We start from the raw sequence: 20,055 nt of genomic DNA on the forward strand, positions 1-20,055 counted from the left end.
GATGAGCAAACAGATTCTGGTTCTCCCCGGCGACGGTATCGGCCCGGAAATCATGGCCGAGGCGGTCAAGGTCCTGCAGCTGGCCAACGACAGGTTCCAGCTGGGCTTCGAGCTGACCGAGGACGTCATCGGCGGCGCCGCCATCGACAAGCACGGCGTGCCGCTGGCCGACGAGACCCTGGAGCGCGCGCGCAAGGCCGACGCCGTGCTGCTGGGCGCCGTGGGCGGGCCGAAGTGGGACAAGATCGAGCGCGACATCCGCCCCGAGCGCGGCCTGCTGAAGATCCGTTCGCAACTGGGCCTGTTCGCCAACCTGCGCCCGGCCATCCTCTACCCGCAACTGGCCGACGCCTCCAGCCTGAAGCCGGAAATCGTCGCCGGCCTGGACATCCTCATCGTCCGCGAGCTGACCGGCGGCATCTACTTCGGCGCCCCGCGCGGCACCCGCGAGCTGGAGAACGGCGAGCGCCAGTCCTACGACACCCTGCCGTACAGCGAGAGCGAGATCCGTCGCATCGCCCGCGTCGGCTTCGACATGGCCCGCGTGCGCGGCAAGAAGCTGTGCTCGGTGGACAAGGCCAACGTCCTGGCCTCCAGCCAGCTGTGGCGCGAGATCGTCGAAGAAGTGGCCAAGGACTACCCGGACGTCGAGCTGAGCCACATGTACGTCGACAACGCCGCCATGCAGCTGGTGCGCGCGCCCAAGCAGTTCGACGTGATGGTCACCGACAACATGTTCGGCGACATCCTGTCGGATGAGGCTTCCATGCTCACCGGTTCCATCGGCATGCTGCCTTCAGCGTCCCTGGATGCGAACAACAAGGGCATGTACGAGCCGTGCCACGGCTCGGCGCCGGACATCGCAGGCAAAGGCATCGCCAACCCGCTGGCGACCATCCTCTCGGTGTCCATGATGCTGCGCTACAGCTTCAACCAGGGCGCCGCGGCGGACGCCATCGAGAAGGCGGTGAGCCAGGTCCTCGACCAGGGCCTGCGCACCGGCGACATCTGGTCCGAAGGCTGCAAGAAGGTCGGAACCCGCGAAATGGGCGATGCGGTAGTCGCCGCGCTGCGGAATCTGTAATCTCTCCGGTTCGCCCGCCCCTGGGCACCCGCACAGAGCGGGCAGGGGCGGCGGTCCACTACTTATTCGAAGGTGTAGTAGCGATGAAGCGTGTAGGTCTGATCGGTTGGCGTGGCATGGTGGGTTCGGTGCTCATGCAGCGGATGCTGGAAGAGCGGGACTTCGACCTGATCGAGCCGGTGTTCTTCACCACCTCCAACGTCGGTGGCGAAGGTCCGTCCATCGGCAAGGACATCGCCACCCTCAAGGACGCCTACAGCATCGAGGAACTCAAGAGCCTCGACGTCATCCTGACCTGCCAGGGCGGCGACTACACCAACGAAGTCTTCCCCAAGCTGCGTGAAGCCGGCTGGCAGGGCTATTGGATCGATGCCGCCTCCAGCCTGCGCATGCAGGACGACGCGGTGATCGTCCTCGACCCGGTGAACCGTCGCGTGATCGACCAGTCGCTGGACGCCGGCGCCAAGAACTACATCGGCGGCAACTGCACCGTCAGCCTGATGCTGATGGCCCTGGGCGGCCTGTTCGAAGCCGGCCTGGTCGAGTGGATGAGCGCCATGACCTACCAGGCCGCCTCCGGCGCCGGCGCGCAGAACATGCGCGAGCTGATCAAGCAGATGGGCGCCATCAACGCCGCCGTGGCCGACGACCTGGCCAACCCGGCCAGCGCCATCCTCGACATCGACCGCAAGGTCGCCGAGGCCATCCGCAGCGAAGCCCTGCCCACCGAGCACTTCGGCGCGCCCCTGGCCGGCAGCCTGATCCCGTGGATCGACAAGGAGCTGCCGAACGGCCAGAGCCGCGAAGAGTGGAAGGGCCAGGCCGAGACCAACAAGATCCTCGGCCGCTTCAAGAATCCGATCCCGGTGGACGGCATCTGCGTGCGTATCGGCGCCATGCGCTGCCACAGCCAGGCGCTGACCATCAAGCTGAACAAGGACGTGCCGCTGACCGACATCGAAGGCCTGATCAGCCAGCACAATCCCTGGGTCAAGCTGATCCCCAACCAGCGTGAAGCCAGCATGCGCGAGCTGACCCCGGCCGCCGTCACCGGCACCCTGAGCGTCCCGGTCGGCCGCCTGCGCAAGCTCAACATGGGCTCGCAGTACCTCGGCGCCTTCACCGTCGGCGACCAACTGCTGTGGGGCGCGGCCGAGCCGCTGCGGCGCATGCTGCGCATCCTGCTGGAGCGCTGATCGCAGCCTCCTCGAAGACGCCGGCCCTGTGCCGGCGTCTTGCTTTGTACAGGCGGAAAAAGTCGATCACTCGACAGAACGGCGAAGTCGCCGGCGCCGGCGTCGTTTTCTGTGACGGAGCGCGGGCTGGTGTCCGGCGCCCTGTGATTATCCTCGCTGCCCGGCCCGTTCGGGCCGGCCGGTGGGTTGGGGCCGCCGGGGGGAGTCATCGACAGCAGGGGATGGGGATGTTCCGCTTCGCGCACGTATTTCTGGCCGCCGCCGTCGCGGCCGCTTTCCTGCCGGCACGCGCTAGCGCGCTGGAACTGGGGGATATCGCTTCGCAGGCCGCGCTGGGCCAGACGCTGGATGCGCGGATCGAGCTGCGCGGCATGGGCGATCTCGGCAGCGAGGACCTCAAGGTCAGCCTGGTGCCGCAGCAGGAGGCCGAGCGGCTGGGCATGGAGCCCAACTACGTCTTCCTTTCCGGCTTGCGCTTCACCCCGGAGGTCGGGCGCAACGGCCGCGGGGTGATCCGCGTGCAATCCAGCGGCCCGGTGCGCGAGCCCTACGTCAACTTCGTCCTGCAGGTGGCCTGGCCGCAAGGGCGGGCCATGCGCGAATACACCCTGCTGCTCGATCCGCCGAACTACCAGGCCGTCGCCCTGGTGCCCAGCGCGCCGGTCGTTTCCGCCGCGCCGTCGGCGGCCATCGCGGCGCCGGTGAAGGCGCCGGGCGTCGCCGCGTCGGCGCCCTCGGGCAGCCACCGCATCGCCGCCGGCGACACCCTGTGGGCCATCGCCTCCCGCCACCGGCCGGCCGGGGATGCCTCGGTGATGCAGACCATGCGGGCGATCCAGGCGCTGAACCCGCAGGCCTTCATCGACGGCAACGCCAACCTGCCGCGGGTCGGCGCCGTGCTGCGCTTGCCCGACGCCAGCCAGGTCCGTGCCCAGGGGCATGCCGAGGCGGTGAGCCACTTCCAGGCCCAGGAAGCCCGCTGGCGCGAACGCCCCCGCGCACTGGACGCCACCCGCAAGGCGGCACCCGGTGCCGCGCCTGCCGTGGCGGAGGTGCGTGACCAACTGCGCCTGCAGTCCGGGCAGGCCTCGAAGCAACCCCAGGCGAAGGCCGCCGCGGAGCGCCTGGCGCTATTGCAGGAAGACCTGGACAGCGCACGCCGCCAGGGCGAGGAGCTGACCAGCCGGATCGGCGACCTGCAGAGCCAGCTGGACAAGCTGAACAAGCTGATCGAACTCAAGGATGCGCAGATCGCCACCCTGGTGGCGCGCCTGGCGGCGCAGTCGCGGCAACAGGCCGCGGGCGCTCCGGCCGAGCCGCCGGTCGCCGTGGTAGGCAGTCCAACACCGCAGGCGGCGCCGGCCGCCGCGCAGGAAGTCGCCCGATAGGGGGAAGGCGAACGGCGATCGACGGGCACGGGCGCGATTGCCTGGGCGGGGAAGGGGGCAGTAAAGTGCTGCGTCTTGTTTCCTTCTAGTCCATGGGATTTTCGATGTCCGTCGACGTTGCTGTAGTAGGGGCCACCGGTCTGGTTGGCGAAGCGCTGGTCGAGTTGCTGGAAGAGCTGGACTGCCCCGTGGCCGAGCTGCACCTGCTGGCCAGCGGCGAGTCCGCCGGCAAGAGCGTGCCCTTCCGCGGCCGCAATCTGCGGGTGCGCGAGCTGGACGGTTTCTCCTTCACCCAGGTGAAGCTGGCGCTGTTCGCCACCTCGGCCGAGGTCGCCGGCGAGCACGCCGCGCGCGCCCTGGCCCAGGGTTGCACGGTGATCGACCTGAGCGGCAGCGTGGAAGGCGCCCTGGTACTGACGGCGCTGAACCCGGCGCGCCTGGACGAGCTCAGCTTCCCGGCGCTGCTGCGCGTACCCTGCGCCCCGGCTGCCGAGGTGGCCGAAGTGGTCGCCGCCCTGGGCGATTGCGTCGAACTGCAGGAACTGTCGCTGACCGCCTGCCTGTCCGCCTCGCAACTGGGCCGCGAAGGCGTGCAGGAGCTGGCCCGGCAGACCGCCGAGCTGCTCAACGCGCGCCCGGTGGAGCCGCGCCTCGTCGATCGCCAGTACGCCTTCAACCTGCTGGGCCTGGTCGGTGCGGCCGACGCCTCGGGCTACAGCGCCATCGAGCGGCGCCTGAACGCCGAGCTGAACGAACTGCTGCCGCAGCTGCAGGGCAGGGTGCAGGCGGACTGCCTGCTGGCCCCGGTGTTCTTCGGCGACGCCCTGAACCTCAACTTGCGCAGCGCCGTGCCGATAGATTTGTCGGAAGTGCGAGCCGCTCTGGAGGCGGCCGAGGGCATCGAACTGGTCGAGGACGATTACCCGACGGTGATCGGCGATGCCCTGGGCCAGGATGCCATCCACGTCGGCCGGGTGCGTCAGGGTGCCGCCGGCCCTTGCAACCTCAATTTGTGGATTGCGTCTGATAATGTGCGAAAAGGCCTGGGACTGAATGCTGCGAACCTGGCTGCATTATTGATAAAACACTATCTGTAAAAGATACTTATCGAATATTTGAAGAAGCATTCTAGCTTGGCAATACTGGCTTGGACGGCCCTGGCGGGGGGATATCCCGGCGTTTTCGACGCCGGGAATAGCGGGCGCCAGGTGTTGTTCCGAAACGCTCGAATCCAGAAGAAAGCTGTTAAAACAAGGGATTAGATTATGGTCCGGCTTCGTAAACTGGTGCAGGCAATTGCGGCTGCTTCGGCGTTGACCACCGGCATGGCGCATGCGCTGGGGTTGGGAGACATCCACCTGCACTCGGCGCTGAACCAGCCGCTGAATGCCGATATCGACGTGACGGACGTCCGCGACCTGACGGCCGGCGAGATCATTCCCAAGCTGGCTTCGCCGGAGGACTTCAGCAAGTCCGGCGTCGATCGCAACTTCTTCCTCACCGGGCTCAAGTTCACCGCGGTGGTCCAGCCCAACGGCAAGAGCGTCATCCATGTGACCTCCGACAAGCCGGTGCAGGAGCCCTACCTGAACTTCCTCGTGGAAGTGCTCTGGCCCAGCGGCCGGGTGCTTCGCGAATACACCGTGCTGCTCGACCCGCCGCTGTACTCGCCGCAGGTGGCTGCCGCCGCCGCGCCGCGTGCGCCGGTCGCCGCGCCCGCGCCCATCGCGCGCCAGCCCGTGGCCCCGGCCGCGCCCCGCGCCGTGGAGCCGGCCCCCGCGGCCAGCGCGCCGCGCCAGGCCCGCCTGGACGGTAACGAGTACCGCACCGGTTCCCGCGACACCCTGTGGGAAATCGCCTCCCGCGCGCGTCCCGACGGCAGCGTGACCGTCAACCAGACCATGCTAGCGATCCAGGACCTCAACCCCGACGCCTTCCTCGACGGCAACATCAACCGTCTGAAGAGCGGCCAGGTGCTGCGCCTGCCCGATGCCGAGCAGATCCGCAGCCGCTCCGCGGGCGAGGCCGACGTGCAGGTGCGCGAGCAGCGCAGCGCCTGGCGCGAAGGCCGCAGCCTGGCCGGTTCCTCCCGCCAGCTGGACGCCACCCGCCGAGCCAATGCCGGCGCTGCGCCCGAGCAGGCCGAGAGCAAGGACAACCTGCGCCTGGTCTCCGGCGAAGCCGGCAAGGCCAAGGGCTCCGACAAGGGCGCGAAGAACGGCAAGGCGCTTTCCGACAAGCTGGCCGTCACCCAGGAAAGCCTGGACAGCACCCGCCGCGAGAACGACGAACTGCAGAGCCGCATGACCGACCTGCAGAGCCAGTTGGACAAGCTGCAGAAGCTGATCGAACTGAAGGACGCGCAACTGGCCAAGTTGCAGGGCGAGCTGGCGACTACGCCGCAGCCCGCCGCGCCGGGCTCCGCGCCCGCGGGACAGCCGCCGGCGCCTGGCGCCGAAGCTCCGGCCGCCCCGGCAGCGGCTCAGCAGCCCGATGCCACGCCTGCCGCCCCCGCTCAACCGGCCGCGCCGGCAGCCGCCAAGCCGGCCGAACCCAAACCGGCGGCGCCCAAGCCCGCTGCACCTGCACCGGCCGCCGAAAACGAGCCGGGGCTGATCGAGGAACTGCTGGCCAACCCGACGCTGCTGGCCGCCATCGGCGGCAGCCTGGTGCTGGTCCTGCTGCTGGTGCTGCTCCTGCTGCGCCGCCGCGCGGCCCAGGCCGAGGCCGCCAAGGTCGAGCCCGCCGTGGCCGGCCCGAGCGGGACGGACGAGCCGCTGGAACTGGCTGCCGGCGAATTCGACAGCCTGAGCCTGGAAGACGAGGACGCAGCCCCGGCAAGCGCGCCGGCCGCCGGTGACAAGGTCGCCGCGCAGACCAGCGATCCGCTGGGCGAGGCCGATATCTACATCGCCTACGGCCGCTTCAACCAGGCCGCCGAACTGCTGCAGGGCGCCATCTACGACGAACCGCAGCGCGCCGACCTGCGCCTGAAGCTGATGGAGGTCCTGGCCGAGATCGGCGACCGCGAAGGCTTCGCCCGCCAGGAAAACGAACTGCGCGAACTGGGCGGCGCCGAACCGCAGGTGGAGCAGCTGAAGTCGCGCTACCCGGGCATGGTCGCGGCGGCTGCCGTGGCCGGCGGCCTGGCCGCGGCCGCAGCCAGCAGCGACGAGCTGGATCACTTCAGCCTCGATGACCTCGACCTGACCCACGACGGCGATGCGCCCGTCGGCGAACCGGTCGCACAGGCCGCCGGCGACCTGGACGACGCCTTCGACCTGGGCCTGGACGACCTGCAGCTCGACGACGAGGTGCCGCACGCCGCAGTCGAGCCGCAAGCCAAGGCCGACGAACTGTCGCTGGAGGACTTCGACCTCGACGACGACCTGCGCCTGGACGAGCCCGCCGCCGCGGCCCAGCCGGCCCAGTCGGACGACGACTTCGCCTTCGACCTCGATCTGGAAGACGACCTGGCCAAGGCCGCACCCGCGGCGCCCACGGCCAGCGACGCGCTGGACGATTTCACCCTGGACCTGCCGGACGAGCCGGCAGCCCTCGCGGACAAGGAAGAGGACTTCCTCTTCGACCTGGGCGAGGAGGGCGCCGGGCTTGCCGCGAGTACCGACGACGACTTCAGCTTCGACCTGGGGGCCGAGAGCGAGCCCGCGGCCAAGCTGGTCGAAGGCCTGGCGGACGACTTCGACCTGTCGCTGCCCGAAGAGGCCCCGCAGGAGCTGCCGGCCGACGACAGCTTCGCGGCCCAGCTGGACCAGGTCAGCGCCGAGCTGGACAAGCTCGCCAGCGACCTTGAGCAACCGGCCAGCCCGGCGGCATCGCTGGAGCCCGAGGTCGAGCCGTCGCTGGACTCCGCACTGGACGAGGGCGACGTGGACGACGAGTTCGACTTCCTCTCCGGCGCCGACGAGGCCGCGACCAAGCTCGACCTGGCCCGTGCCTACATCGACATGGGCGACGCCGAGGGCGCGCGCGACATCCTCGACGAGGTTATCAGCGAAGGCAGCGACCAGCAGCAGCAGGAAGCCCGCGAGCTGCTCGAACGCCTGTCCTGAGCAGGTCGCAGGTAAAGCGATGGCAGCCTTCGGGCTGCCATCGTCGTTTCAGGGCGTGGACATTGCGCGCCTGGCGGCGGCGCGCCGATCGCGGCGCATCGCCCGGGCACGGCAATCCAGGCAGAATAGCCCGCTGAGTTACCTTTTCGGGATGGCCTGAGCAGTTGAACGAGTTCGAGAGCGCGGTGGGCGAGGTCGCCACCGCTGACGTCACCAGGATCGCCCTGGGCGTCGAATACAAGGGCGCGCGCTACCGCGGCTGGCAGCGCCAGGAGGACGGCGTGCCGTCGGTGCAGGGAGCGCTGGAGCGGGCCCTGTCCAAGGTCGCGGCAGAGCCGATCGGGGTGATGTGCGCCGGCCGCACCGATGCCTCGGTGCACGGCAGTGGCCAGGTGGTGCACTTCGACACCCGCGTCGAGCGCCCGCTGAAGGCCTGGGTGATGGGCAGCAATGCCAACCTGCCGGCGGATATCAGCGTGACCTGGGCCAAGGTCATGCCGGCAGACTTCCATGCGCGCTTCTCGGCCGTGGCGCGGCGTTACCGCTACGTCATCTACAACGATCCGATCCGCCCGGCGCACATGGCCGAGGAGGTCACCTGGAACCACCGGCCGCTGGACGTCGAGCGCATGCGCGCGGCGGCGCAGAAGCTGGTCGGCACCCATGACTTCACCTCGTTCCGCGCCGTGCAGTGCCAGGCCAAGTCGCCGATCAAGACGGTGCACCACCTGCAGGTGCTGGAGCACGGCCGCTTCATCGTGCTGGATGTGCGCGCCAACGCCTTCCTCCACCACATGGTGCGCAACTTCGCCGGGGTGCTGATGACGGTCGGGGCGGGCGAGCGGGAGCTGGAATGGGTCGACGAGGTGCTGGCGGCGCGCGACCGCCGCGCCGGCGGAGTGACCGCGCACCCCTTCGGGCTCTACCTGGTGCGGGTGGAATACCCCGAGGCCTTCGCGCTGCCGCAGCGCTACCTGGGGCCACATTTCCTTTCATCTTTGCCCGATACGCTCGGCTGACGCTGTCCGGGGCATTTGCTACCATCGACGGATTGCTTTGAAGGAAGGTCGCCGCATCTTGTCCGCCGTTCGCATCAAAATCTGTGGCATTACCCGTGTCGAGGACGCCCTGGCCGCCGCCGAGGCGGGCGCCGACGCCATCGGCATGGTGTTCTACGCCAAGAGCCCGCGCGCGGTCAGCGTGCAGCAGGCGCGCGCCATAGTCGCGGCGCTGCCGCCCTTCGTCACCAGCGTTGGCCTGTTCGTCAATGTCAGCCGCTGCGAGCTGGGGGAAATCCTCGATGCGGTGCCGCTGGACATGCTGCAGTTCCACGGCGACGAGCGCGCCGCGGACTGCGAGGGCTACCACAAGCCGTACCTGAAGGCGCTGCGCGTCAAGGCCGGCGACGACATCGCCGCGCAGGCCGCGCAGTACCCGCGGGCCGCCGGCATCCTGCTGGACACCTACGTCGAGGGCGTTCCCGGTGGAACCGGCGCGGCCTTCGACTGGTCCCTGATTCCCGAAACCCTGCCGCGCCCGCTGGTGCTGGCCGGCGGCCTCAACGCCGACAACGTCGCCGCGGCGATCCGCCAGGTGCGCCCCTATGCCGTGGACGTCAGCGGCGGGGTGGAGGCGAGCAAGGGGATCAAGGACGCCGAGAAGATCCGCGCCTTCATCCGCCGCTGCCGCGAGGCGGATTCCCGGTGAGATGCATGTGACGGCAGGCGGTCTGCCACCGTCATTAGGAGCTGTTGACGTTTTGTCATGCGAGCGCCGACCCCGTGTCGGCCTGGCGAAGGCGCCGCCCAGGGCGCGCCGCGATTTCGAGGGGCCGTGGCCGAGCCACGGCGCCGATGGTGATTTTTTCTGCTCACGGGCAGGCGCAAGGCTTCGGGCCGCTGAGCGCACTGTCCCCGCATTGGAGAACAGAGCATGAGCAACTGGCTGGTAGACAAGCTGATCCCTTCCATCATGCGTTCCGAGGCGAAGAAGAGCTCGGTACCGGAAGGCCTGTGGCACAAGTGCCCGTCCTGCGACGCCGTGCTGTATCGGCCGGAGCTGGAAAAGACCCTGGACGTCTGCCCCAAGTGCGACCACCACATGCGCATTGGCGCGCGCACCCGTCTGGACATCTTCCTCGACGAGGAAGGCCGCGAGGAGCTGGGCGCCGAGCTGGAGCCGGTGGATCGCCTGAAGTTCCGCGACACCAAGAAGTACAAGGACCGCCTGGCCGCCGCGCAGAAGGACACCGGCGAGAAGGACGCGCTGATCGCCATGAGCGGCAAGCTGCAGGGCCTGCCCGTCGTGGCCGCGGCCTTCGAGTTCTCGTTCATGGGCGGCTCCATGGGCTCCATCGTCGGTGAGCGCTTCGTGCGTGCCGCCAACTACGCCCTGGAGCACCGCTGCCCGATGATCTGCTTCTCCGCCTCCGGCGGCGCGCGCATGCAGGAAGCGCTGATCTCGCTGATGCAGATGGCCAAGACTTCCGCCGCCCTGGCGCGCCTGCGCGAGGAAGGCATCCCGTTCATCTCCGTGCTGACCGACCCGGTCTACGGCGGCGTTTCCGCCAGCCTGGCCATGCTCGGCGACGTGATCGTCGGCGAGCCCAAGGCCCTGGTCGGCTTCGCCGGCCCGCGGGTGATCGAGCAGACCGTGCGCGAGAAGCTGCCCGAAGGCTTCCAGCGCAGCGAGTTCCTCCTCGAACACGGCGCCATCGACATGATCGTGCACCGCGCGGAAATGCGCGACCGCCTGGCCAAGCTGCTGGCCAAGTTCACCAATACCCCCAGCACCGCCCTCGCAGGATGAGCCAGCGTTCCCTGGCCGACTGGCTCGGCTACCTCGAACAGCTGCATCCCTCGGCCATCGACATGGGCCTGGAGCGCTCCCGCGAGGTGGCCGTCCGCCTCGGCCTGGGGCGCCCCGCGCCGCGCGTGGTGACCGTCACCGGCACCAACGGCAAGGGCTCCACCTGCGCCTTCCTCGCCGAGCTGCTCGGCGAGCAGGGCCTGAAGGTCGGCGTGTACGCCTCGCCGCACCTGCTGCGCTACAACGAGCGCGTGCTCATTCAGGGCCGCGAGGCCAGCGATGAAGCGCTCTGCGAGGCCTTCGCCGCGGTCGAGGCGGCGCGCGGCGAAATCTCCCTGACCTATTTCGAGATGGGCACCCTGGCGGCCTTCTGGCTGTTCGAGCGCGCCGGTCTCGATGCGGTTGTGCTGGAAGTCGGCCTCGGTGGCCGGCTCGACGCGGTCAATCTGGTGGACGCCGACGTCGCCGTGGTCACCAGCATCGGTCTCGACCATGCCGAATGGCTGGGCGACAACCGCGACAGCGTGGCCTTCGAGAAGGCCGGCATCTTCCGCGCCGGCAAGCCGGCCGTGTGCGGCGACCTGGAACCGCCGCAGCCGCTGCTGGACCAGGCCCGCGCCCTGGGCGCGCCGCTGCTGCTGCGCGGCCGCGACTTCGACCTGGCCATCGGCGAGCACGACTGGCACTGGCACGGCCGTGGCGCCGACGGCACCCCGCTGCGCCTGCACCACCTGAGCCTGCTCGACCTGCCCATGGAGAATGCCGCCCTGGCGCTGCAGGTCTATGCGCTGCTGGGCCTGCCTTGGCAGCCCGAGCGCCTGCTCGCGGCCCTGCTGCGGACCCGCGTGAGCGGCCGCCTGGACCGCCGCGTGGCGACCTGGCAGGGGCAGCCGCGCCACCTGCTGCTGGACGTCGGGCACAACCCCCATGCCGCCGACTACCTGGCCCGCCGCCTCGCCGCGCGGCCGCCGAAGGGCCGGCGCCTGGCGGTTTTCGGCCTGCTTTCGGACAAGGATCTGGACGGGGTGCTGGAACCCTTGCTCGGCTTGGTGCAGGATTGGGCGGTCGCCCCCTTGCCCACGCCGCGCTCGCGCCCGGCCGGCGAGCTGGCGGCAGCCTTGCTTGCGCGTGGCGCGCAGGCCAGCGTGCATGACGACATCGCCGCGGCGCTCGAAGCACAGTGCGCGCAGGCGACGGCGGACGACGAGATCCTGGTGTTTGGCTCCTTCTACAGCGTGGCGGATGCCCTGAGCTGGCTGGACGGCAACCAGGACTGACAAGCGGTCAAGAAACGGGGGAGTGGCAATGGCTTTGCTGGATAAGGGGCTCAAGCAGCGGATCGTCGGTGCGCTGGTGTTGCTGGCGCTGGCGGTGATCTTCCTGCCGATGCTGTTCAGCCGCCAGGACGAGGTGCGCCAGGTGACGGTCGACGCCCCGGCGATGCCGAAGACGCCGGCCATGCCTGCGGTGGAAGTGCAGCCGACGCCGGTGCCCGAACCCCAGGCCCCGGTGGCCGAAGCGCCACAGGCCCCCGACGCTCAGCCCCAGGTCCAGGCGCCGGTGCCCAGTCCCGCGCCGACCACTGCGCCTTCGACGCCCATCGCCAGCCTGCCGCAAACGCCGGCCCAGCAGCCCGCCGCCCCGGCGCCGCGCCCTGCCCAGCAACCGGCCACGCCGCCGGCCCAGGCCAGCGCGCCCGCCGCTCCGGCCCAGCGCCTGGATGCCGACAAGCTGGCGGTGAGCTGGTCGGTGCAACTGGCCAGCCTGTCCAACCGCGCCCGCGCCGAGGAACTGCAGAAGAGCCTCCGCAGCCAGGGCTACAACGCCTACGTGCGCAGCTTCGACGGCATGAACCGGGTGTTCGTCGGGCCGGTGATCGAGCGCGCCGAGGCCGACCGCCTGAAGGAGCAGCTGAGCAAGCAGCAGAAGCTCAACGGCTTCGTGGTGCGCTTCCAGCCCGAACGCGGCTGACACCGATGAGCGGCTCCCGATGCATCGGGGGCTCCGCTAAACCCCGGGGCTCTGCTAAAATGCGGGGCCTTTTTCGTTTCTGGGCCGCAACGTGGCATTTACCTGGGTCGATTGGACGATGATCGGCATCATCGTCATTTCCAGCCTGATCAGTCTGAGCCGCGGCTTCGTCAAGGAAGCCCTGTCCCTGCTCACCTGGATTGTCGCGGGTGCGGTCGCCTGGATGTTCGGCGGCGCGCTGGCCGAACGTCTCGCGCCATACATCCAACTGCCGTCCGGCCGCGTCATCGCCGCCTGCGCGCTGCTTTTCGTGGTCACCCTGCTGCTGGGGGCGCTGGTCAATTTCCTCATCAGCGAACTGGTCCGGGTGACCGGCATGTCCGGCACCGACCGCGTGCTCGGCATGGCCTTCGGCGGCGCCCGCGGCGTGCTGCTGGTGGTTTTGCTGGTCGGCTTGCTGAGCCTGGCGCCGGTGCAACAGGACCCGTGGTGGCAGCAGTCGGTGCTGCTGCCGCACTTCCTGCTGGTCGCCGACTGGTCTAAGAACATCGTCCTCAACCTGGCCGGGCACTGGTTCGCCAGTGGCCAACTGGCACCGCCGGTCGGGATGGGGAGTATGCTGCCCAGCCAGTGACGGCTGGGCCAGGGTGGCGCAGTGCGCCGCCCGATGCCGGCCCGGGTGGGGCGGCGGGAACGGAATTTTTTAGCCTGTAAACCAACTAGGGGTTGCGTCGCATGTGTGGCATCGTCGGTATCGTGGGCAAGTCGAACGTCAATCAGGCGTTGTATGACGCGCTCACCGTTCTCCAGCATCGCGGCCAGGACGCTGCCGGCATCGTCACCTGTCAGGACGACAGGCTCTACCTGCGCAAGGACAACGGCCTGGTCCGTGACGTCTTCCAGCAGCGCCACATGCAGCGCCTGGTGGGCAAGGCCGGCATCGGCCACGTGCGCTATCCGACCGCCGGCAGCTCCAGCTCCGCCGAGGCCCAGCCGTTCTACGTCAACTCGCCCTACGGCATCACCCTGGCGCACAACGGCAACCTGACCAACGTCGAGCAGTTGGCCAAGGAGATCTACGAATCCGACCTGCGCCACGTCAACACCAACTCCGACTCGGAAGTGCTGCTCAACGTCTTCGCCCATGAGCTGGCGGTGCGCAACAAGCTGCAGCCCACCGAGGAAGACGTCTTCGCCGCGGTGGCCGGCGTGCACGCCCGCTGCGTCGGCGGCTACGCCGTGGTGGCGATGATCACCGGCTACGGCATCGTCGGCTTCCGCGACCCCAACGCGATCCGCCCGATCGTCTTCGGCCAGCGCCACACCGAGAACGGCGTGGAATACATGATCGCCTCGGAAAGCGTGGCCCTGGACGTCCTCGGCTTCACCCTGATCCGCGACCTGGCGCCGGGCGAAGCGGTGTACATCACCGAGGAAGGCAAGCTGTTCACCCGCCAGTGCGCGGCCAACCCGAAATACTCGCCGTGCATCTTCGAGCACGTCTACCTGGCCCGTCCGGACTCGCTGATGGACGGCATCTCGGTGTACAAGGCGCGCCTGCGCATGGGCGAGAAGCTGGCCGAGAAGATCCTCCGCGAGCGCCCGGAACACGACATCGACGTGGTCATCCCGATCCCCGACACCAGCCGCACCTCCGCCCTGGAGCTGGCCAACCGCCTGGGCGTGAAGTTCCGCGAAGGCTTCGTGAAGAACCGCTACATCGGCCGCACCTTCATCATGCCCGGCCAGGCCGCGCGCAAGAAGTCGGTGCGCCAGAAGCTCAATGCCATCGAGCTGGAATTCCGCGGCAAGAACGTGATGCTGGTGGACGACTCCATCGTCCGCGGCACCACCAGCAAGCAGATCATCCAGATGGCCCGCGAGGCCGGGGCGAAGAAGGTCTACTTCTGCTCCGCGGCGCCGGCCGTGCGCTACCCCAACGTCTACGGCATCGACATGCCGAGCGCCCACGAACTGATCGCCCATGACCGCAGCACCGAGCAAGTGGGCGAGCTGCTCGGCGCCGACTGGCTGGTCTACCAGGACCTGCCGGACCTGATCGACGCGGTCGGCGGCGGCAAGATCAAGATCGAGCACTTCGACTGCGCGGTCTTCGACGGCCAGTACGTGACCGGCGACGTCAACGAAGCCTATCTGAACCGGATCGAGCAGGCGCGCAACGACGCGACCAAGGCCAAGGCCAACGCGGTCAGCGCCATCATCGATCTGTACAACGACTGAAGGAGAGCAGGGGATGGCACAGGAATGGGAAGCCGGTCGCCTGGACAGTGACCTGGAAGGCGCCGCCTTCGACACCCTGGCGGTACGCGCCGGGCAGCAACGCACCCCGGAGGCGGAGCACGGCGAAGCGCTGTTCCCCACCTCCAGCTACGTGTTCCGCAGCGCCGCCGACGCCGCCGCGCGCTTCGCCGGCGAGGTGCCGGGCAACGTCTACTCGCGCTACACCAACCCGACGGTGCGCACCTTCGAGGAGCGCATCGCCGCCCTGGAAGGCGCCGAGCAGGCGGTGGCCACCTCCACCGGCATGTCGGCCATCCTCTCGCTGGTGATGACCCACTGCAGCGCCGGCGACCACGTGCTGGTCTCGCGCAGCGTGTTCGGCTCGACCATCAGCCTGTTCGAGAAGTACTTCAAGCGCTTCGGCGTGCAGGTGGACTACCCGCCGCTGAGCGACCTCAAGGCCTGGGAAGCGGCGATCAAGCCGAACACCAGGCTGCTGTTCGTCGAGTCGCCGTCCAACCCCCTGGCCGAGCTGGTGGACATCGCGGCCCTGGCCGAGATCGCCCACGCCCATGGCGCGCTGCTGGCGGTGGACAACTGCTTCTGCACCCCGGCGCTGCAGCAGCCGCTGAAGCTCGGCGCCGACGTGGTGATCCACTCGGCGACCAAGTACATCGACGGCCAGGGCCGCAGCATGGGCGGCGTGGTCGCCGGCAGCCGCAAGCTGATGGAAGGCGTGGTCGGTTTCCTGCGCACCGCCGGCCCGACCCTCAGCCCGTTCAACGCCTGGATCTTCCTCAAGGGCCTGGAAACCCTGCGCGTGCGCATGCAGGCGCATTGCGCCGCGGCCCAGGACGTGGCCGAGTGGCTGGAACAGCAGCCGGGCATCGAGCGCGTCTACTACGCCGGCCTGGCCAGCCACCCGCAGCACGAGCTGGCCAAGCAGCAGCAGAAGGGCTTCGGCGCGGTGGTCAGCTTCGAGGTGAGGGGCGACAAGGCCGCGGCCTGGCGCTTCATCGACGCCACCCGGATGATCTCCATCACCACCAATCTGGGTGACACCAAGACCACCATCGCCCACCCGGCGACCACCTCCCACGGCCGCCTGTCGCCGCAGGAACGCGAGAACGCCGGCATCCGCGACAACCTGATCCGCGTCGCGGTGGGCCTGGAAGACGTCGACGACATCAAGAAGGACCTGGCACGAGGCCTGGCGGCACTGTGAGCGACCTGGCAGCGATCATCGGCAACGGCAAGGTCGCGCTGGTCACCGGCGCGGCGCGGGGCATCGGTCTGGGGATCAGCGCCTGGCTGATCGCCGAGGGCTGGCAGGTGGTGCTGGTCGACCAGGACCGCGAGCGCGGCGCCAAGGTCGCCGAGGCGCTGGGCGACAAGGCCTGGTTCATCGCCCTGGACGTGTCCCAGGAGAGCCAGGTGGCGCAGACCGTGGCCGAGGTGCTCGGGCAGTTCGGCCGCCTCGACGCCCTGGTGTGCAACGCGGCCATCGCCCGCCCGGGCGTCACGTCGCTGGAGAGCCTGACGCTCAACGAGTGGAACCGCACCCTGGCGGTGAACCTCAGCGGCCCGATGCTGCTGGCCAAGCACTGCGCGCCCTACCTGCGGGCGCACCAGGGCAGCATCGTCAACATCGCCTCGACCCGCGCGCACCAGTCCGAGCGCAGCTCCGAAGCCTACGCGGCGAGCAAGGGCGGCATCCTCGCCCTGACCCACGCGCTGGCCATGAGCCTGGGCCCGGAAATCCGCGTCAACGCGGTCAGCCCCGGCTGGATCGACGCCCGTGACCTCCACGAGCGCCAGGCGGCGCCGCTCACCGAGCTGGACCACGACCAGCACCCGGTCGGCCGCGTCGGCACGGTGGAAGATGTCGCTGCGCTGGTGGCCTGGCTGCTGGGCGACAACGCTGGCTTCGTCACTGGCCAGGAGTTCGTCGTCGACGGCGGCATGACGCGCAAGATGATCTATCTCGACTGAGGTCGGGAGGGTGATGGAGGAGGGCGGCCCAGGGGCCGCCCTTTTTCGTATTTCTCAGGAGCCCCCTGGGCGTCCGGCGTGGCCGGTGAATCCAATCGCGGACAAAGTCCGCTCCTACGCCCGTGCTTCCCTGAACCGTAGGAGCTACACCGAGGTGCTTTCGTAGGATGGGTATCGCTTCGCTCAACACAATCCTACGGGGTTTGAACCCACCTGTAGGAGCGGACTCTGTCCGCGATTCGGCGGATGCTCGGAGCGGCGCGCTACACCCAACCCCAAAGGCAGCTGGCTTCCCGCGTTCCCCCCAAAACGCGAAATTTCAAAAAAAATCCAACCAGGGCATTGACTTAGGAAATGCCGCCGGTAGAATGCGCCCCACTTCGAGACGAAGGGTGATTAGCTCAGCTGGGAGAGCATCTGCCTTACAAGCAGAGGGTCGGCGGTTCGATCCCGTCATCACCCACCATCTCGCAAGTTACGCGCAGCGGTAGTTCAGTCGGTTAGAATACCGGCCTGTCACGCCGGGGGTCGCGGGTTCGAGTCCCGTCCGCTGCGCCATCTTCCCCCTCCTGGAGTTCACCACCCCGAACTCACCGCCACGTAGAGTCAAGGCTCCGTAGCGACAGGCAGGATGGAAGGCCGTAACACCCTTGGATGCAAGTCCAGCCGACGCGCAGCGGTAGTTCAGTCGGTTAGAATACCGGCCTGTCACGCCGGGGGTCGCGGGTTCGAGTCCCGTCCGCTGCGCCATCTTCCAAGCCCTCAGGCAGCCATGCCTGGGGGCTTTTTCATTGCGCCGGGAAAAGTCCTCGGTCATGTGCGCTTCATCCGCGCCGGCTAGGCTGCATCCATGACCTTGTCGAACGCGATGGGAGGCAGCCATGGACGACTACCAGGAAGAACTGCTCGAAGAACACCGTACCGAATGCGATCCGCCGGAGCCGGCGGACGACGCCACCGAGATGTGATCAGCCGGCCTGCCGCTGCGCGCGGCGGTATTCCCCCGGCGGCTGGCCGCTCCAGCGCTTGAAGGCGCGCTGGAAGGCCTCGGCCGAGGCGAAGCCGAGCAGGTAGGCGATCTCGCCGAAGGCCAGGTCGGTGTCGCGGATGTAGATCATCGCCAGGTCGCGGCGCGTCTCGTTGAGGATGCTGCGGAACTGGGTGCCTTCCTCGGCCAGCTTGCGGCGCAGCGTCCAGGTCGGCAGCTTGAGGCGCGCGGCGACCTCTTCCAGGTCCGGCTCGCGGCCGTTGAGCAGTGGCCCCAGTAGTTGCACCACGCGCTCGCGCAGGGTGCGCGTGCGGGTGCGCTGCTCCAGTTCCTTCTCGCAGATTTCCTGCATCTGCCGCCAGGTGCTGGGGCAGTGCTCGCGGTTGCCCAGGGCCAGGCTGGCCTGGTCCAGGCGCAGGCGGTTGGCGCCGGCGGCGAATTCCACCGGGCAGCCGAAGAATTCCTCGTAGCGGGCCGCATAGTCCGGCGCCGGGTACTCGATCTCCACCCGGAGCGGGCGCACCGGCTGCCCGGCGATGCGCGTGAGGTAGCTGAGCCAGCCGGCCAGCACCGAATCCACCACGAAGCGGTTGTAGGCGTTGTACGGGCTGATGGAATAGAAGCTCAGCCAGGCGCCGCCGGCGTCCTCGGTCAGGCTGGAGCGGCCGCGGTAGTTCTGCGCGTAGAGCGGTTCGAAGCGGATCAGCGCGCGGCTGGCGGCGCGCAGGTCGGGGGCCAGGGCGGCGCTGACGCCGGGCAGGCCAAGTTGCTGGATGCGGCTGAACTGGCCCATGCGCAGGCCCAGGGCGGGGTCGCCGCTGAGCTGGATGGCCGCGTGGCCCAGGCGCATGTAGCGCGGGATCGACAGGCGCCCGCCGGGCTCGGCGAGGCGCGCCGCGTCCAGGCCGTACTGCAGCAGCAGCGGCTGCGCCGGCACGCCGCGGTCTTCCAGGGCGTCGGCCAGGCCGTGGACGAAGCCTATGGAGAGGTCGCCCAGCCGCATGCCCGGTTGCTTCATGGTCACAGCCAGAGGTTGATCAGGCGCGCGCCGGGGCCGTCCTCGGCGAGCTGCTGGCCGCCACGGTCGACCACCAGGCCGGGGCCGGAGCTGCCCAGGTCCCACAGCTGCCCGCGGAGGAACACCGCGATGCCGGCCTGGGCGCCGCTGGCGGCCAGGCGCCCGCCGAGGGCCAACTGCTGCCAGGCCTGGCCTTCGCTCAGCTCGCCGGGTTTGAGCTGCACGTCGGAAGGCGTGCGCGCGCCGTTGTAGCCGCGCCAGGGCTGCTGCCACTGGTCGTTGCCGCTGAGGAAGGCGGGCACCGCCAGCAGCTCGACCTTTTCCGAGGCCAGCACCGCGTAGTTGATCGGGTACCAGCTGTCGGCGCAGATCAGCACGCCCAGGCGCCCGGCCGGCGTGTCCAGCACCTGCAGGTTGTCGCTGTGGCCGGCGCGGATGAAGGGCTTCTCGTCGTCGATGGGGAAGACCTTGCGCTGCGGCTGGCCCAGCGGCCTGCCGTCGCTGCCGAACACCAGGCTGGCGTTGTACAGGCTGCCGTTGCCGGTGACCAGTACGCCGTCCTCCACCTTGGGGTTGGGCAGGACGATGGAGCCGGCCACCAGGGTGACGCCGAACTGCCGGGCCAGGCCGCCGAACAGCGTCTGGTAGTCGTGGGCCATGTCCACCGCCTTCATGCGGAACAGGGCGTCGGTGAAACGGTCGCGGCCCTTGGCGATGAGCCAGCCGCGGGCCAGCTTCACCGGGTTGCTGACGGCCATCCACTGCATGGCCTCGGCCAGGTGCTGGGCCTGGTAGACCTCGGGCTTCTCGCCGGCGGCCACCAGCCAGGTGCCGATGTGCTCGGGGAACACCACCACCGTGCGCGGGCCGAGCAGGCCCTCGCTGCGGGCCTTCTCCAGGTAGGCCGCAAGCTTCAGGCGCAGGCGCTCGACGTTCTGGTAGTCGGCGGCATAGAGCTCGGGCTGCACGCCCAGCAGGTTGCCGCGTTCGGAAGGCGCGCCCTGGTTGAGCACCACCTGGCTGCGCAGGTCGGACAGGTAGTGGCCCACCGGGCGGCGCTCGGCCCAGCCGGCGTAGGCGGCGAAGAGGGTGACCAGGATGAGGAATGTCAGCTTGCGCATGCGGGGCTCCGGGACTGGCCGTCAGGGTAGGGGAGCGGCGCCGGCTTGCCAAGCGGTGCTGTCATCTTCGATCAGTAAGTTGTCATTTCCGGTCATTGAGCGCGCCCGGGGCGCTGCTTAGAGTCTGCCCCATACCGACCGTGGCCCGTCCGAGGCCCCGGCACCATGCCCGATG

Annotated in this window: 16 protein-coding genes and 3 tRNA genes; 17 read left to right on the forward strand and 2 right to left on the reverse strand. The window is 68.9% G+C overall.

The window, feature by feature from the left end; translation table 11 throughout:
* Position 1 precedes the first annotated feature (1 nt).
* The 17 genes from leuB (at position 2) to ACTWJ5_RS08705 (ending at position 17,503) form a co-directional block, all read left to right on the forward strand.
* Positions 2–1,084, forward strand: a complete 1,083-nt coding sequence (leuB, locus tag ACTWJ5_RS08625; protein ID WP_074984791.1) for a 3-isopropylmalate dehydrogenase — start codon at positions 2–4, stop codon at positions 1,082–1,084.
* A gap of 83 nt (positions 1,085–1,167) precedes the next feature.
* The gene (gene asd / locus ACTWJ5_RS08630; protein ID WP_058072014.1) at positions 1,168–2,280 is read left to right on the forward strand and encodes an aspartate-semialdehyde dehydrogenase; all 1,113 of its coding nucleotides are present in this window, start codon (positions 1,168–1,170) and stop codon (positions 2,278–2,280) included.
* A gap of 227 nt (positions 2,281–2,507) precedes the next feature.
* Positions 2,508–3,668: a type IV pilus assembly protein FimV gene (locus ACTWJ5_RS08635; protein WP_253408631.1), complete on the forward strand. Its 1,161-nt coding sequence runs from the start codon at positions 2,508–2,510 to the stop codon at positions 3,666–3,668.
* A 104-nt stretch (positions 3,669–3,772) separates the two neighbouring features.
* Positions 3,773–4,765, forward strand: a complete 993-nt coding sequence (locus ACTWJ5_RS08640) for an aspartate-semialdehyde dehydrogenase (protein ID WP_249919186.1) — start codon at positions 3,773–3,775, stop codon at positions 4,763–4,765.
* A gap of 168 nt (positions 4,766–4,933) precedes the next feature.
* Complete coding sequence (locus ACTWJ5_RS08645; RefSeq protein WP_444438177.1) at positions 4,934–7,741, forward strand: FimV/HubP family polar landmark protein; 2,808 nt, start codon at positions 4,934–4,936, stop codon at positions 7,739–7,741.
* Positions 7,742–7,905: 164 nt separating this feature from the next.
* Positions 7,906–8,760, forward strand: a complete 855-nt coding sequence (truA, locus tag ACTWJ5_RS08650; protein ID WP_444438179.1) for a tRNA pseudouridine(38-40) synthase TruA — start codon at positions 7,906–7,908, stop codon at positions 8,758–8,760.
* Positions 8,761–8,818: 58 nt separating this feature from the next.
* Positions 8,819–9,448 (forward strand): phosphoribosylanthranilate isomerase, encoded by a 630-nt coding sequence (locus ACTWJ5_RS08655; RefSeq protein WP_116425752.1) that lies wholly within the window; start codon positions 8,819–8,821, stop codon positions 9,446–9,448.
* A gap of 225 nt (positions 9,449–9,673) precedes the next feature.
* Positions 9,674–10,549 carry an acetyl-CoA carboxylase, carboxyltransferase subunit beta gene (accD, locus tag ACTWJ5_RS08660; protein ID WP_009621059.1) on the forward strand — a complete coding sequence of 292 codons (876 nt, stop codon included), beginning with the start codon at positions 9,674–9,676 and terminating at the stop codon, positions 10,547–10,549.
* Positions 10,546–11,826, forward strand: a complete 1,281-nt coding sequence (gene folC, locus ACTWJ5_RS08665) for a bifunctional tetrahydrofolate synthase/dihydrofolate synthase (protein WP_249919189.1) — start codon at positions 10,546–10,548, stop codon at positions 11,824–11,826. The genes accD and folC overlap by 4 nt, the downstream gene beginning before the upstream one ends.
* Before the next feature lie 28 nt (positions 11,827–11,854).
* Entirely contained in the window at positions 11,855–12,520 is a 666-nt protein-coding gene (locus tag ACTWJ5_RS08670) for an SPOR domain-containing protein (protein WP_009621064.1), read from the forward strand.
* A gap of 91 nt (positions 12,521–12,611) precedes the next feature.
* Positions 12,612–13,154, forward strand: a complete 543-nt coding sequence (locus ACTWJ5_RS08675) for a CvpA family protein (protein ID WP_099049040.1) — start codon at positions 12,612–12,614, stop codon at positions 13,152–13,154.
* 101 nt (positions 13,155–13,255) lie between these two features.
* On the forward strand, positions 13,256–14,761 hold the full coding sequence (purF, locus tag ACTWJ5_RS08680) for an amidophosphoribosyltransferase (RefSeq protein WP_074984778.1): 1,506 nt from the start codon (positions 13,256–13,258) through the stop codon (positions 14,759–14,761).
* A gap of 13 nt (positions 14,762–14,774) precedes the next feature.
* Positions 14,775–15,986, forward strand: coding sequence for an O-succinylhomoserine sulfhydrylase (locus ACTWJ5_RS08685; protein WP_074984775.1), 1,212 nt, complete (start codon positions 14,775–14,777; stop codon positions 15,984–15,986).
* Between the two features lie 5 nt (positions 15,987–15,991).
* Positions 15,992–16,753 carry an SDR family oxidoreductase gene (locus ACTWJ5_RS08690; RefSeq protein ID WP_134163509.1) on the forward strand — a complete coding sequence of 254 codons (762 nt, stop codon included), beginning with the start codon at positions 15,992–15,994 and terminating at the stop codon, positions 16,751–16,753.
* A 390-nt stretch (positions 16,754–17,143) separates the two neighbouring features.
* Positions 17,144–17,219 (forward strand) — tRNA-Val (locus ACTWJ5_RS08695).
* Positions 17,220–17,234: 15 nt separating this feature from the next.
* Positions 17,235–17,311 (forward strand) — tRNA-Asp (locus tag ACTWJ5_RS08700).
* A gap of 115 nt (positions 17,312–17,426) precedes the next feature.
* A tRNA-Asp gene (locus tag ACTWJ5_RS08705) sits at positions 17,427–17,503 on the forward strand.
* A gap of 218 nt (positions 17,504–17,721) precedes the next feature.
* On the opposite strand, the gene ACTWJ5_RS08710 is transcribed toward ACTWJ5_RS08705, so the two are convergent.
* Together ACTWJ5_RS08710 and ACTWJ5_RS08715 are read right to left on the reverse strand one after the other, a co-directional pair.
* The gene (locus tag ACTWJ5_RS08710; protein ID WP_444438183.1) at positions 17,722–18,759 is read right to left on the reverse strand and encodes an AraC family transcriptional regulator; all 1,038 of its coding nucleotides are present in this window, start codon (positions 18,757–18,759) and stop codon (positions 17,722–17,724) included.
* Positions 18,760–18,761: 2 nt separating this feature from the next.
* Positions 18,762–19,880, reverse strand: a complete 1,119-nt coding sequence (locus tag ACTWJ5_RS08715) for a carbon-nitrogen hydrolase family protein (protein ID WP_256514694.1) — start codon at positions 19,878–19,880, stop codon at positions 18,762–18,764.
* Positions 19,881–20,055: the final 175 nt, after the last annotated feature.

The organism is Pseudomonas sp. A6, from assembly GCF_052367875.1.
In the GTDB taxonomy this organism is placed as follows: Bacteria; Pseudomonadota; Gammaproteobacteria; order Pseudomonadales; family Pseudomonadaceae; genus Pseudomonas; species Pseudomonas citronellolis.

Bases quoted from the DNA above. Each gene is read 5' to 3' on its own strand.
- leuB (WP_074984791.1), top strand. From the start codon at position 2: ATGAGCAAACAGATTCTGGTTCTCCCCGGCGACGGTATCGGCCCGGAA.
- asd (WP_058072014.1), top strand. From the start codon at position 1,168: ATGAAGCGTGTAGGTCTGATCGGTTGGCGTGGCATGGTGGGTTCGGTG.
- ACTWJ5_RS08635 (WP_253408631.1), top strand. From the start codon at position 2,508: ATGTTCCGCTTCGCGCACGTATTTCTGGCCGCCGCCGTCGCGGCCGCT.
- ACTWJ5_RS08640 (WP_249919186.1), top strand. From the start codon at position 3,773: ATGTCCGTCGACGTTGCTGTAGTAGGGGCCACCGGTCTGGTTGGCGAA.
- ACTWJ5_RS08645 (WP_444438177.1), top strand. From the start codon at position 4,934: ATGGTCCGGCTTCGTAAACTGGTGCAGGCAATTGCGGCTGCTTCGGCG.
- accD (WP_009621059.1), top strand. From the start codon at position 9,674: ATGAGCAACTGGCTGGTAGACAAGCTGATCCCTTCCATCATGCGTTCC.
- folC (WP_249919189.1), top strand. From the start codon at position 10,546: ATGAGCCAGCGTTCCCTGGCCGACTGGCTCGGCTACCTCGAACAGCTG.
- ACTWJ5_RS08670 (WP_009621064.1), top strand. From the start codon at position 11,855: ATGGCTTTGCTGGATAAGGGGCTCAAGCAGCGGATCGTCGGTGCGCTG.
- purF (WP_074984778.1), top strand. From the start codon at position 13,256: ATGTGTGGCATCGTCGGTATCGTGGGCAAGTCGAACGTCAATCAGGCG.
- ACTWJ5_RS08685 (WP_074984775.1), top strand. From the start codon at position 14,775: ATGGCACAGGAATGGGAAGCCGGTCGCCTGGACAGTGACCTGGAAGGC.
- ACTWJ5_RS08710 (WP_444438183.1), bottom strand. From the start codon at position 18,759: ATGAAGCAACCGGGCATGCGGCTGGGCGACCTCTCCATAGGCTTCGTC.
- ACTWJ5_RS08715 (WP_256514694.1), bottom strand. From the start codon at position 19,880: ATGCGCAAGCTGACATTCCTCATCCTGGTCACCCTCTTCGCCGCCTAC.